Annotated in this window: 16 protein-coding genes and 1 pseudogene; 4 read left to right on the plus strand and 13 right to left on the minus strand. The window is 63.4% G+C overall.

Translation table 11 applies throughout. The features are described 5' to 3' along the window. The 9 genes and pseudogenes from N4G42_RS02330 to N4G42_RS02370 all read right to left on the minus strand — a co-directional run. Window positions 1-324 (minus strand): annotated as a pseudogene (locus N4G42_RS02330) (integrase); the annotation flags it as partial. Window positions 325-395: 71 nt separating this feature from the next. Next, entirely contained in the window at window positions 396-620 is a 225-nt protein-coding gene (locus N4G42_RS02335; protein ID WP_260666012.1) for a DUF4224 domain-containing protein, read from the minus strand. Window positions 621-629: 9 nt separating this feature from the next. Beyond that, window positions 630-1,148, minus strand: coding sequence for a hypothetical protein (locus N4G42_RS02340; RefSeq protein ID WP_260666013.1), 519 nt, complete (start codon window positions 1,146-1,148; stop codon window positions 630-632). Between the two features lie 117 nt (window positions 1,149-1,265). Then, a complete protein-coding gene (locus N4G42_RS02345; protein ID WP_056165032.1) occupies window positions 1,266-1,574 on the minus strand; it encodes a hypothetical protein in 309 nt (102 codons plus the stop codon). A 24-nt stretch (window positions 1,575-1,598) separates the two neighbouring features. Then, complete coding sequence (locus N4G42_RS02350; protein ID WP_260666014.1) at window positions 1,599-2,831, minus strand: phage/plasmid replication protein, II/X family; 1,233 nt, start codon at window positions 2,829-2,831, stop codon at window positions 1,599-1,601. A gap of 204 nt (window positions 2,832-3,035) precedes the next feature. Continuing rightward, window positions 3,036-3,197, minus strand: coding sequence for a hypothetical protein (locus tag N4G42_RS02355; RefSeq protein ID WP_158236081.1), 162 nt, complete (start codon window positions 3,195-3,197; stop codon window positions 3,036-3,038). A gap of 528 nt (window positions 3,198-3,725) precedes the next feature. Continuing rightward, window positions 3,726-3,872 carry a hypothetical protein gene (locus N4G42_RS02360; RefSeq protein WP_158274175.1) on the minus strand — a complete coding sequence of 49 codons (147 nt, stop codon included), beginning with the start codon at window positions 3,870-3,872 and terminating at the stop codon, window positions 3,726-3,728. Continuing rightward, complete coding sequence (locus N4G42_RS02365; protein ID WP_260666015.1) at window positions 3,869-4,513, minus strand: helix-turn-helix domain-containing protein; 645 nt, start codon at window positions 4,511-4,513, stop codon at window positions 3,869-3,871. Before N4G42_RS02365 ends, N4G42_RS02360 begins: the two co-directional genes overlap by 4 nt. 142 nt (window positions 4,514-4,655) lie before the next feature. Next, entirely contained in the window at window positions 4,656-5,255 is a 600-nt protein-coding gene (locus tag N4G42_RS02370) for a helix-turn-helix domain-containing protein (protein ID WP_260666016.1), read from the minus strand. A gap of 364 nt (window positions 5,256-5,619) precedes the next feature. On the opposite strand from N4G42_RS02370, the gene N4G42_RS02375 reads away from it, so the two are divergent. Next, window positions 5,620-6,873 carry an Hsp70 family protein gene (locus tag N4G42_RS02375; RefSeq protein WP_108498074.1) on the plus strand — a complete coding sequence of 418 codons (1,254 nt, stop codon included), beginning with the start codon at window positions 5,620-5,622 and terminating at the stop codon, window positions 6,871-6,873. Window positions 6,874-6,974: 101 nt separating this feature from the next. Here the strand turns inward: N4G42_RS02375 and rsmI are convergent, their stop codons facing one another. Next, window positions 6,975-7,904 (minus strand): 16S rRNA (cytidine(1402)-2'-O)-methyltransferase, encoded by a 930-nt coding sequence (gene rsmI, locus N4G42_RS02380; RefSeq protein WP_260666017.1) that lies wholly within the window; start codon window positions 7,902-7,904, stop codon window positions 6,975-6,977. Here rsmI and N4G42_RS02385 point away from each other — a divergent pair. From N4G42_RS02385 to N4G42_RS02395, 3 genes are all read left to right on the plus strand, one after another. Next, window positions 7,904-8,314 (plus strand): YraN family protein, encoded by a 411-nt coding sequence (locus tag N4G42_RS02385; RefSeq protein ID WP_192421029.1) that lies wholly within the window; start codon window positions 7,904-7,906, stop codon window positions 8,312-8,314. The two genes, rsmI and N4G42_RS02385, sit on opposite strands and share 1 nt — an antisense overlap. 90 nt (window positions 8,315-8,404) lie before the next feature. Further along, entirely contained in the window at window positions 8,405-9,004 is a 600-nt protein-coding gene (locus N4G42_RS02390; protein WP_056059914.1) for an SIS domain-containing protein, read from the plus strand. Beyond that, on the plus strand, window positions 9,001-9,666 hold the full coding sequence (locus N4G42_RS02395; RefSeq protein WP_260666018.1) for a BON domain-containing protein: 666 nt from the start codon (window positions 9,001-9,003) through the stop codon (window positions 9,664-9,666). The genes N4G42_RS02390 and N4G42_RS02395 overlap by 4 nt, the downstream gene beginning before the upstream one ends. A 205-nt stretch (window positions 9,667-9,871) precedes the next feature. Here N4G42_RS02395 and N4G42_RS02400 read toward each other — a convergent pair whose 3' ends face one another. The 3 genes from N4G42_RS02400 to N4G42_RS02410 all read right to left on the minus strand — a co-directional run bounded on the left by N4G42_RS02400 (window position 9,872) and on the right by N4G42_RS02410 (window position 12,716). Then, complete coding sequence (locus tag N4G42_RS02400; RefSeq protein ID WP_260666019.1) at window positions 9,872-10,786, minus strand: NAD(P)-dependent oxidoreductase; 915 nt, start codon at window positions 10,784-10,786, stop codon at window positions 9,872-9,874. Window positions 10,787-10,885: 99 nt separating this feature from the next. Then, the gene (locus N4G42_RS02405; RefSeq protein ID WP_056059906.1) at window positions 10,886-12,022 is read right to left on the minus strand and encodes a PilT/PilU family type 4a pilus ATPase; all 1,137 of its coding nucleotides are present in this window, start codon (window positions 12,020-12,022) and stop codon (window positions 10,886-10,888) included. A gap of 58 nt (window positions 12,023-12,080) precedes the next feature. Continuing rightward, the gene (locus tag N4G42_RS02410) at window positions 12,081-12,716 is read right to left on the minus strand and encodes a Crp/Fnr family transcriptional regulator (protein WP_015012256.1); all 636 of its coding nucleotides are present in this window, start codon (window positions 12,714-12,716) and stop codon (window positions 12,081-12,083) included. Window positions 12,717-12,771 lie beyond the last annotated feature (55 nt).

The following is a 12,771-nucleotide window of genomic DNA, read 5'->3' on the forward strand; positions in this document are numbered from 1 at the left end:
CGAGAACAGGGCCTTCTCGCGGTTGGCGCGCACCTTCGCCACCTGGCCGCGCAGGTCCATGTACTGGCGGATGTGCATGGGGGCGATGGCCTCGATGGGCATGTGCCCGAACACGCGCAGCAGGTTGGCGAGTTCCTTGTCGTTGTCGCGTCGGGTCTGCGCGCTCTTGGTGGGGAACACCTCGCGCACGTACCGCCTGGCCACCACCGAGAAAAGCCGCGTGGATTCATCCTCGCGCACCCCTTCACGCTGGGCCCAGAGGCGCAGGGCTTCGGCCCGGTCGTTGGAGAGCTTCGTCCACACGCGGGGCAGGGTGCCGCTCACGTGATACCAGACGTTGCCCTTGCGGTGGAAGCGCGGGGGATCATCGAAGTTGGATTGCCTACGCCGACCCATCACGCCCCCTGCATTGCGCTGAAATTCGGCTGATAGGTCTGGGCTTCGGGGACACCGCAACCCAGCACTTTTTCTGCGTATTTGCGGGCCACGATGGCCTGGCGATTGCCGTTGATCTCGAAGCGCCAACCCTTGGTGCGCAGCCACTCGACTTGCTTTCTTGGGGACTTGAACCCCGTGAGCGTGCTGAGTTCATCGGCGGTTAGAAAGAGCGGCGAGTCCACGATAGCTCCTCAACGGCGGGCAGCGGCGCGCGTGCGTTCCAATGCCTGCATGGCTTGTGCGGCGCGTGAGGAAACAGTGGCGGGGGGCGCATCCTCGATAGGCGCAGACGCTTCGAGAGGCAGCGGCAGTGTGGCATCTGCACCGAACGTTGGGGGCTGCTGATAGCTGAGGTCGGGAAGCTCTTCAAAAAGTGGTTCATTGGCTGAGCCCGCATGCATGGCACGCAGCCCCGTGATGATGTCTTTGGCCTTCTGGTACTGGTCCTGCAGGATGCAGACTTGCCGATACAGCAGGCGGATTTCGTTCACCTGGTCGGTGAAGATTTGGGAGCGGCCCCACTTCGACTCCCAGAACAAAGCAAGCACTGCAGCCCGGGGCACGGGTGTGGCCTCGCGCAACCAGCTGCGAACAGTGTTTTCATGGATGCCAAGGTATTTGCTCACCCCCTCGACACCCCCGCCAACCTCGTCCATGAACATGCGGAAGCAATCGATACCGTAGATATTTCTGGGGGCGTGAAAAAGCATAGAGGCCTCAATTCATGGCCTCTGGTGGCCTACATGGAGTAAGCTGCCAAGGCCGATCACGGATAGGGTTTTGTGGTTCGGTGGGCGCTCATGTGTTGCTGCACGTGAGCGCTTTTTTTATTCCGACTCGGGCAGCTTGAATGGCTGCTGGAACTTGGCTTTCACCAGCGTCACAGTGGCTGTGCCGTCTTTTCCCGGCCTGGTCTTGGTCGTGATGTCGTAGATGGCAGGGGCGCCGTAGTGCTTGATGTCGTTGAACACCTCGTCGCTGATGGCAACCTTCATCGGCTTGTCGCCTACTGCGTTGGGTGTCTCGACCTGTGTGTCGCTGATGAAGTAGACGTTGGCGCCCTTGATGATTTCGCCGGTTTTTTCACTGGTGAATTCGTACCGGTCGGCACGCAATACGAGAACGGTTTCGCTCATGATGATTTCCTTAGGGAGAAGGCCTTACGCGGCCAGTTGGAGTAGTCCGCTTCGGTAGTCGAAAGCGGGTCTTTCGCGCACCAGGCTGGTACAGCGCCTGGCGTTTGCACGAACGGGGGAGAAATCAGCGGGCAACATTTGCCCCTGACGCTCAATGAGTTGCATGTCGGTGGCGAGCCAGGACACACCTGCATCGACAAGCTGTTTGCGGCGGCGGTAGAACGTGGCGCGGGTGCTGCGTGTCTTCATGTCGTCTTCGCCGTGGGTGGCAAGGCCCAGCCAGAAGCCATGCAGCAGCCCTGCCAGCTCGGGCGAGAAACGGGCCTCCAGTCGATCACGCACCGCCAGGCTGGAGCGGACCACTTTCACACCATCACGACCCTCACGCAGCAGGCGGGCAATTTCCTTGTCGAAGACGGCCTGCAGGTAGTCGGTGGTGACCTCGCGCACCTTGGGCTTGTGGCCGAAGTCGTAGTCCAGCTTCTCCGCGTGCACTTCCACCTCGGCGCGCAGGCGGTTGTTTGCCAGGCGCTGGATGGCCGCAACCTTGCGATATGCCTGCCGTTGGGCCCAATCTGGCGCAGCGTCGCGGGGCTTGTTTTCCTGAAAGTAGTTGCGCAGCACCCAGGCCAGGCGCTTGCGGTCGTTCTTCTGGAACTCGGGCCCCTTGTGGTACAGCTTGATCGTTGTGGTGGTGCCCGGCACGAAGATCGACTCGTTGCCGTACTTCTGCATCTTCCGCCGCGGGAAGGCCACGTGGTAGATGCCCTCGAAGAACTCCTGCACGGCCTGGTAAGGCAACTGGAAGGACTCGGCCCAGTCCACCCGCTGTACCGTCCAATTGCCGGTGTGAGGCAGTTCAATGCCCATGAGCTGCTGCAGCAGCGCGCGCACGTTCTCGCAGGCTGTTTGCATGTCCTCGACCACCCCATAGACGTTCTGGCCGTGCATGGCCTTGGGGACTGAGCATTCCACGATCAGATAGGGCGGGCTAGGGTGCCATTCGGGCTTGCCGCTCTTGGACTTCTGGCAGTCCTCGTACATGGGTTTGACCATGATCCGTGAGTCGTAGGAGCCCTTGAGGTTGGTGCGGGTGACTTCCCACAGCAGCTCGCCGGTTTCGTTGAGCACCTGGCAGTAGCTCTGCCCCTGGGCTTTGACCTTGTCCACGATGTTGCGGGCCATGTAAGGGCTTTTGATCCGTACCGTATCGAGTCCCATGAGCTGCTGCGCTTCGCTGGCTGCTGTCTCACTCATGAGACTCATACGGGGTGTTACTGCCCGTGAAGGCGAGAATTTGTGCCGTTGCACGGGTGGCCTCCTGTGGTCGTTGAGGTGAGGTCTTTGCGCCAGAAAAGGGACGGCGATGCAGGCCCATGGCGGGCTGTGTGGGCGCACGATGCAATGCGCGGGTGGTGGGCGTGGTCCACCAGGCGAAGGCGGGCTGTGCGGGCTTCTGGCTCATACCTTCACCCAGGGCCACAGCAGCGCGAGCTGCACGGGCTTGAGGAACAGGAAGACGCCCTCGTGGTCGATGGAGAACGAGAAAGGGCCGGTGTTGGCCGAGGGGTTGGAAAGCACGTACCAATCGAGCTTGGCAATACCCAAATCGAGCTTGACCATGATTCAGAGCCTCTGTGTGATGTGTTGATGGGGTGACCTGGGCCGGGTCTGCAGCGGGGCGCTGTGGCCCTGCGTCCAGCCCACCGCGCGTGATGAAAACCGTGCGGGGGTCCTGCCAGGTCAGGAGAAAACCGGCAGCGCGCCAAACGGCCACATAGCCGTCGAAGCACTGCAGCTGGCGAAAGCGCTTGCACCGGCCATCGGGTAGCGTGGCCCTGGCGATCCACCCGCCGCCGTCTGCTTGATCCACCGCCCTGGCGGACCTGGTTCCCTCCCCCCCCGCATGCACTGGCGTGCAAGCGGGTGCCCCGGTCGGCGCCTTGTGGCGCCACGTCTGGGCAGCTCGGAGGAATGCGAAGGCACCCTGTTCGGCATTGAAGGGGGCAGCCTGGCTGCTGCGTGCGTGTTGGCTGCCGCCACTGCGCGTAGGCAAGTCGGTGCCCGCTGCTGTCTGCGCGGCCACCGCAGACGCAACAGGCCCGAAACCCGCATCAGAACTGGGTTTTGACGGTTCTGAACGCATCAAAATCACCGTCCGGTGGTCTGATTGCGTGCTGTCGGATCGCTCTTGGACGCAAGCGCGAGCATCAAAAGCAGTCCGATCACACCGGCGGCCAGGGCTGCGCCCTTGCCTGAGCCGGCCACCATCGAGATAGGCGTGGTGAAGGTGTTCATGCTGCCTCCGCTTCGGCATCGGCAGGGTCAGCCTCGGGCAGCAGATCAGCCAATGGCGATGCCGCCAGGTAGCCCGACAGCCAGTCGCCCATGGTCTTGGGCTGGGCACCTTCGGGCAGCTTGCGGGCGATGTTCCGGCCCTGTAGCATCAGGATGGCCACGTAGTTCAAGGCCAGCAGCGCGAAGATTTCGCGGATCGCGTTCTCGGTGGTTTCCGAGAATTCGCCACCGAAAAAGCCGCCCTTGGCGAACTCGGTGTTCAGGATGTCGCCCACCTTGAGGCGGTTGGCCTCGATCAGATCGGTGAGCTTTTCCACCTGGGCGGCGGGCACATCCTCAGACAGCAGGATGGCAGGGCGCGTGATGCGCTTGACCATGCCTCCCAGACCATTCAACAGCTCTTGATCGCTGGCCTCTTGCTCTTCGGGGAAGTCCTCGCCCTGTTCTGCATATTCAGCTTCTAGGTAGCTACGGAGTAGGGCTTGCTCTGAGGGTTTGAAGTTTCGCTTCCCGTTGCGAAACTCGCTGATGTAGGCCTTTGACAGGCCGGTACCCTCTGCAATTGCCGCAACCGTCAGGTTGAGGTCTTTTGCTGCTTGCTGCAGCTGTTCGGGCGAAACGCCCTTCTTTGATGTGTTCATGTATGCCTCGTGTCAAAAACACCCACATGGGTGTAATTGAGACTTTATGGCATGGTTTTGAAAACGTCAAATTTATTTTTTTGCAGACCTGGGGAAGTGAGCGTTGGGGAGGGCGGGTTGTAAAACTTTCTAAGAAATGGCGCTAGGTCGGATCGCCCCGATTCACCTTGTCGGTTTCGTCCGCTGCCGTGAGGATAGAGGCGGCGTACTTTCGAGCCACTTCTGTATCGACCAGCAGCTTCCCATGAAGGGTGGCTTCAAATTTGCCTGTCGCCACAAAGAGATTGATGCCACTTTCGGCCTCTGCAGACCTGCGGCGGTCTACCGTCGCCTTAACTCCGTGTCTTGCAGTGGCGAGGGCATTGGCGAGTTGGTAGAACGCTGCGCACTCGCTTGACGAGAGAAGCGGGAGCAAAAATTCCAATCTAGTCTTGTAGTCAACTGGCTCAGCGGAAGTTGACTCCATCTTGTGGTGCCACGTCCGTTCAGGAAATGGGTTCTCATCTCCAAAAATGAGTCGGTTGGGACTGATTCGGAGGACTTGGCATAGCTGCTTGATCTCACGAGCTCCGGGAAAATTTCTTCCCGTTTCATATCCCTTGATGGCGGAAAGAGATACCTGACTGCGAGTTGCTAGCTCTGCCTGGGTGAGGCCAAGCAGCTCACGAGCCTTGATGATCTCGGAGCCAATAGTCTGTTTCTCTGCCTGAAGCTCGGGAGTGTCGTTGGTAGATCCTGCCATCGGTGCAGTCTATCGCACGGATAGGCTTGCGGTGCTTCTACAAATCGGAGGGCAGCGACGGTTTCATGCGGCTCGACGTGGCACAATCCCGCTCCCTTTTGTAGAGGGCTTTTTCTTGTTGGCCGTTACTGCACAAGGATTTTTTGAAAGATTGAAAATCCTTGTGTCGGTGGTTCGATTCCGCCCCAGCCACCAAACAAAAGCCCTTGATTTGCAAGAATCAAGGGCTTTTTCAATTTCGTACCGCCGAAGCAGGGCCACACCCAGCTGGGCAGGTGCGCATGTCGAAATCCTGCGTTGCCTTGGTGCTGGTTGCTGCCCGTACCGCGCATTGCCTTCCTTGTTGTTTCTCACCACGTTCCCCATGCCCCTTCTGCAGGACACCACCCTTGGTATCGACTTCGGCACTTCCAACTCCGCGATGGCGGTGCGGCAGGGCGCGGGCCTGTCGCGGATGGTGGCGCTGGAGGGGGATGCACACACGCTGCCCACGGCGCTGTTCTTCAACGCCGAAGACCAGCGCACGCACTTTGGGCGCGATGCGGTGGCGCAGTACCTCGCGGGCACGGAAGGGCGGCTGATGCGCTCGCTCAAGAGCCTGCTGGGCAGTGCGCTGCTGCAGGACAAAACCGCAGTGCACAACCAGCTGGTCAGCTACCAGGACATCATCGGCCTCTTCTTGCGGATGCTGGCGCAGAAGGCCCGCGACGAACTCGGTGGCATGCCCGGGCGGGTGGTGATGGGGCGGCCGGTGCATTTTGTGGACGGCGATGCCGAGCGCGATCAGCAGGCCGAGGACGCGCTGCGCCAGGCCGCGCTGTCTGCAGGGTTCGAAAACGTGAGCTTCCAGTTCGAGCCCATTGCGGCCGCGCTGGACTACGAGCAGCGCATCGACCGGGAGTCGCTGGTGCTGGTGGTGGACATTGGCGGCGGTACGTCGGACTTCACGGTGGTACGCCTGGGCCCCGAGCGCATGGCCCGCGCGGACCGCAGCAGCGATGTGCTGGCCACCACTGGCGTGCACATCGGTGGCACGGACTTTGACCGGCGCCTCAGCCTGGACCTGCTCATGCCGCTGCTGGGCTTTCGCCACATCGGTCCGTCGGGGCGCGAGGTGCCCAGCCGCGTGTTTTTCGACCTCTCGACCTGGCACCTGATCCAGTGGCTGTATTCGCCGCGCGCACTGCGCGACGCGCAGAACCTGCGCACCGACTATGCCGATGCCGCGCTGCATGCCCGGCTGATGCGGGTGTTGAACGAGCGGCTGGGCCACCGCCTGGCCAACACGGTGGAGCAGGCCAAGATCGCGGCTTCTCTGGCCGATGCCGAGGCGCCCATGCCGCTGGACTGGGTCGAGGCAGGGCTTGGCGCCGCCATCACGCCGCCCGGATTGGCGCAGTCCCTGGCGCAGCCGCTGGAACAGGTGGTGGCCTGCGCCCGCGACTGCCTGCAGATGGCGGGACTGGGCGATGGGGGGGTGGATGCGATCTACCTGACCGGGGGCTCGTCGGCATTGCGGCCCCTGCGCCAGGCACTGCGCACGGCCTTCCCGGCAACTCCGCAAGTGGAGGGTGATCTGTTCGGCGGGGTGGCTGCGGGCCTGGCGGTTTCGCGGTAGTCACGACATCCAGTTTGCTATTAATTAAATAGCTGATACGGCATATTGCACTAGCGCTACTGCCTAAAACCACTGCAAAAACTGCCCGGGAGCATCTGGAGTCAGTCGTGTACGCCATCCCCGCGCTTCCACTCCAGCGCGGTGTCGTACAGCACGTTGCGCGACGCGCCCGTGATCTCGGCGGCCAGGCGCACGGCGGTCTTCAGGGGCAGCTCGGCCAGCAACAGGCGCAGCACGCGGTGGCTGTCGCCCGCGTCGCTGACCACAGGGATCGGGTGCAGCAGCACCACGAATTCGCCGCGCGAGCGCTGGGGCGACCCATCCAGCCACGCCGTCAGCGCCTGCGCGGGCTGGGTGGTGACTTCTTCAAACTGTTTGGTCAGCTCGCGCGCCAGGGTGACGGGGCGCTCGCCCAATACGGCCAGGGCCTGGGCCAGCTCGCCGATGCGGTGGGGCGCTTCGAGCAGCACCACGCACCGGGGCTCCTGGGCCAGCTGCTGCGCAATCACGTTGGCACGCTCCGCGTTCTTGACGGGCAGGAATCCTGCAAACACAAAGCCGCCGTGATCGGTGCTGTGGGCCACGGCACCGGCCACGCTCAATGCGGTGGTGATGCTGCTGGCGCCCGGCAGGGGCACGGCACGCAGGCCCGCCGCCTGCACGGCAGCCACCAGACGTGCGCCGGGGTCGCTCACGCCGGGGGTGCCTGCGTCGCTCACATAGGCCACGCGCTGGCCCTGCTGCAGCCGGTGCACCACGTTCTGCGCGGCTTCGGCCTCGTTGTGCTGGTGCACAGCCAGCAGCTGGCTGGCGCCCTTGTCGATGCCGTAGGCGCGCAGCATCGACTGCGTATGGCGCGTGTCTTCGCAGGCCACCGTGTCGGCCAGTTGCAGCACATGCAGTGCGCGCAAGGTGATGTCGGCCAGGTTGCCGATGGGCGTGGCCACCACGTACAGCGCGCCCTGCGGATAATGCTGCGCAGCGGCGGCGTCGTGCGCCGCGCTCTGGGCTGAAGCGAAAGATGAGCTCAATGAATTTCCTTGGAAAAAGACCACCGGCCGTTGCCACCCCGGGGGCTGCCAAAAAAGCCACCACGCGTGAGCGGGGCAACGCTGCCGAGGACCAGGCATTGGCCCATCTGCAGGCAGCGGGACTGCAACTGGCGGTGCGCAATTATCGGACGCCCGGACGCGGCGGGGGCGAGATTGATCTGGTGATGCGTGACCGGGATGGCACCCTGGTGTTTGTGGAGGTGCGCAGCCGCGCGCATGGCGGCTTTGGCGGCGCCGGTGCCAGCATCAGCGCGACCAAGCAGCAGCGCATCATCTTTGCCGCGCGGCACTACCTGATGCGCTTGCCGTCGCCACCGCCCTGCCGTTTTGACGTGGTGCTGGTGGAGGAGGGGGTGCAGTGGCTCAAGGCGGCGTTCGATGCGCAGTAGCGGCGGGCGCCGTACCGGTCGCCAGCGCAATGCAGGTGGCTACCCTTTGCTACAAAAGCTGTAACACGCGGCGGGTATCATCGGGCCCTCATGCTTGAGCAACGCATCCAACAGCATTTCATCGACAGCGCCGACCTGAAGTACCAGGCCGCGCAGACCCTGAGCCACCCCATTGCCGCTGCCGTACAGGCGGTGCTGGCCTGCGTGACCAGCGGCGGCAAGGTGCTGGCCTGTGGCAACGGCCCGTCCGCCGCCGAAGCGCAGCAGTTTGCCGCCTTTTGCGTGGCGGGCTTCGAACGCGAACGCCCCGAGCTGGCCGCGCTGGCGCTCACATCCGACAACACACTGCTCACGGCGGCTGCGGGCAGCAACGATGCCACCCAGCAGTTTGCGCGTCAGGTGCGCGCCCTGGGCCAGGCGGGCGATGTGCTGCTGGCCCTGACGGTGCACGGCAACGACCCCAACCTGCTGGCTGCCGCCGAGGCCGCGCACGAGCGCGACATGACAGTGGTGGTGTTGGCGGGCCGCACCGGCGGCAAACTGGCCGCCATGCTGCGGGAGACCGACGTCTTGATCAGCGTGCCCCACGACCGTGCGGCACGCGTGCGCGAAGTCCACACGCTGGTATTGCATTGCATCAGCGACGGCGTGGACGCACAGTTACTTGGTGAACAGGAGATCCCACTATGAACCCGACAACCCTGAACCGCACCCGCCGCGTGGTGGGCACTGCCCTGGCTGCTGCCACGCTGGCCGCCGCACTATCGGCCTGCGCGCCCCTGATCGTGGGCGGCGCTGTGGTCGGCGGCGTGATGGCGGTGGACCGCCGCACGGCCGGCACCCAGATCGAAGACGAAGGCATTGAGCTGCGCGCGGCCAACCGCATCCGCGAAGCCCTGGGCGACCGGGCCCATGTCAACGTGACCAGCTACAACCGCCAGGCCCTGCTGACCGGTGAAGTCGCCACGGCCCAGGACCGCCAGGCGGTGGAGCAGATGGTGTCGCAGGTGGAAAACGTGCGCTCGGTCGTTAACGATCTGGCCGTGATGCCCCCTTCTACGCTGAGCCAGCGGTCCACGGACACCTTCATCACCGGCAAGGTGCGTGCGAGCCTGGTGGATGCGCAGGACATCTCGGCCAACTCCTTCAAGGTGGTGACGGAGCGCAACACCGTTTACCTGATGGGCCGTGTGTCACAGCGTGAGGCCAACCGCGCCACGGACATCGCCCGAGGTGTGACCGATGTGCGCAAGGTGGTGCGCGTGTTCGAGATCGTTTCGGAGGAAGAGCTGCGCCGCATCGCGCCGCAGCCTGCGCCGGTCACCACGGACACCAAGCCGGCTGGCGGCTAAGGGCGGGCATCAGACCGTAGGGTCCCAGTCCCAGACCGCAGCGCGTGGTCTGGGACTTTTTTCTTGCAGCGCAGCGCTGGGGCTCCGCCGCGCTGCCACACGTCGCCGGCGTTGCACCCGGGGGTGAGGCTGCGACGACGCCTGCTTTGCCCGACCGCCAGTCCTGCCCTTTGTCGGGGCAGACACCTCAGGCGGCTGAGGGGGGTTACTTCAAGCGCTGAATCAGGCTGGATGTATCCCAGCGGTTGCCGCCCATCTTCTGCACATCGGCATAGAACTGGTCCACCAGTGCCGTCACGGGCACGCGTGATCCGTTGCGCTTGGCTTCGTCCAGCACCAGTCCCAGGTCCTTGCGCATCCAGTCCACCGCAAAGCCGAAGTCGAACTTACCGTCCACCATGGTCTTGCCACGGTTGTCCATCTGCCAGCTCTGGGCCGCGCCCTTGCCGATCACTTCCAGCACCTGCTTCATGTCCAGACCGGCGTTCTGGCCAAACGCCACGGCTTCCGACAGGGCCTGCACCAGCCCGGCGATGCAGATCTGGTTGACCATCTTGGCCAGCTGGCCCGAGCCGCTGGCGCCCAGCAGCGTGAAGGCGCGCGAGAACGCCATGGCCACGGGCTGAGCAGCCTCGAAGGCTGCGGCATCGCCACCGCACATCACGGTCAGCAGGCCGTTCTGAGCGCCGGCTTGGCCGCCGGACACGGGCGCATCCACAAACTGCAGGCCGAGCGCCAGGGCGGCCGCATGCAGCTCGCGGGCCACCTCGGCCGAGGCCGTGGTGTGGTCCACAAAAATCGCGCCGGGCTTCATGCCTGCGAAGGCACCGTCCGCACCCAGGGTGACCGAGCGCAGGTCATCGTCATTGCCCACACAGCAGAACACGATGTCGGCGCCTGCCGCCGCCTCGCGGGGCGTGGCTGCATGCTGGGGGGCCTTGGTGCTCGCATACTCTGCGCACCACGCTACGGATTTGGTAGCGGTCCGGTTGTACACAGTGACTTCATGACCAGCCAGCGCCAGGTGGCCTGCCATGGGATAGCCCATCACGCCCAAGCCCAGAAAGGCGACTTTGCGGGAGGGGGTGGTGTCGTAATTGCGGGGGTTAGTGCTTGGCATGGTGTGGCGGCAAGATGTTGCAAAAGTATGTGTGAAAACGAAAACCCGCCCAGGAGGGCGGGTGAAGCTGCGCGAAGGTGTGTGGACCTGGCTCTGGGGTCAAACGATCGCGAAATGCTCGGTGCCCTGTGCCAGGTCGGGTGACTTGGCGCGCTGGCTGTTGAGCTTGATCTGCAGGCGCAAGTCGTTGAGCGAGTCGGCATTGCGCAGTGCGTCTTCGTAGCTGATGACATTGGCCTCGTAGGCATCGAACAGCGCTTGGTCGAAGGTCTGCATGCCCAGGTTGCGGCTCTTCTTCATGATCTCCTTGATCTCGGAGACCTCGCCCTTGAAGATCAGGTCGGAGATCAGCGGGGTGTTGAGCATCACCTCCACCGCTGCGGCGCGGCCTTTGCCGTCCTGCTTGGGGATCAGGCGCTGCGACACCATGGCGCGCAGGTTGAGCGACAGGTCCATCAACAACTGGGCACGGCGCTCTTCGGGGAAGAAGTTGATGATCCGGTCCAGGGCCTGGTTGGCGCTGTTGGCGTGCAGCGTGGCCAGGCACAAGTGTCCGGTTTCGGCAAACGCCACCGCATGCTCCATGGTCTCGCGATCGCGGATTTCGCCCATCAGGATCACGTCGGGCGCCTGCCGCAGCGTGTTCTTCAGCGCTGCTTCCCAGCTGTCAGTATCCAGGCCCACTTCACGCTGCGTCACCACGCAGTTCTTGTGCGGGTGCACAAATTCGATGGGGTCTTCCACCGTGATGATGTGGCCGAACGAGTTCTCGTTGCGCCAGTCCACCATGGCGGCCAGCGTGGTGGACTTGCCCGAGCCCGTGGCACCCACCAGGATGCACAGGCCGCGTTTGGTCATCGTCACTTCCTTGAGCACCTGCGGCACACCCAGGCCGTCGATGGTGGGCAGCGTGAGCGGAATGGTCCGCAGCACCATGCCGACCTTGCCCTGCTGGATGAAAGCGTTGACGCGGAAGCGCCCGATGCCAGCGGGCGAGATGGCGAAGTTGCACTCCTTGGTGCGCTCAAAGTCCGCCACCTGCTTGTCGCTCATGATGGCGCGCGCCAGCGTGAGCGTGTGGTTGGACGTGAGGGGTTGCGGCGACACCTTGGTCACCTTGCCATCGACCTTGATGGCGGGTGGAAACTCTGCCGTGATGAACAAGTCGCTGCCGTTGCGGCTCACCATCAGCTTGAGCAGGTCATTGATGAATTTACTGGCCTGATCGCGTTCCATCAGAAGTTCTCCCGGGGGTGGTCGTCTGCCGGACGATCTTGTGTCGTGGATAGGTGCATCATTTCTGGTTGTCGCTCAGGCGTGCGCTCACCACGCGCAGGCGCAGCGACAGCTTGCGCGCCAGCAGGGCAATCAGGCTGGCGGCGAGTTGCGGATCCTTGGTCATCATGTCGTCCATGGCCTCGGCGGAGAGCACGGCGATCTCGCAGTCGGTCAGCGTGGTGCAGGCCGAAAAGCGGATGCCGCTGTCCAGCAGCGACATCTCTCCCAGGATGTCCCCCGGGCGTGTCTCGGCCAGTCGCAATTGTTCGCCCCAAGGCTGCACGCGGTCCACGGCGATGGTGCCGGTGAGCAGCACCACCATGAAATTGCCGTACTCATCCTGGCGAATCACGTCGCGATTGGACGGGACGGCCGCAAATTCAAAAAAGCGCTCCATGCGCTCCACGGCGTCCTTGTCCAGGTGCGCCATGTACTTGTCCTTGGCCCACAGGCCTTGCAGCAGTTTGCCGCCCCGGCTGGTAGGCAGGCGCTTGGCGCCCACTTCCACGGCGCGTGCCTCCCAGGGCACCAGCATGGAGTCGTCCACACCCTGGCCCGCAAACGCGGTGGAAAACAGCACGGAATCCGTGTGGTCGTCCGATGGCTTGCCGCTGCGGGCTTTCATTTTCAGAAGGCTCAAAATGCCTTTCATATCGCGCTCCGGTATGCGGCGCCTGCAGGGGCCGCAAAGTCGTTCATGGGGGTGT

It is taken from the genome of Acidovorax sp. K2F, assembly GCF_025246485.1.
Lineage (GTDB): Bacteria > Pseudomonadota > Gammaproteobacteria > Burkholderiales > Burkholderiaceae_C > Acidovorax > Acidovorax delafieldii.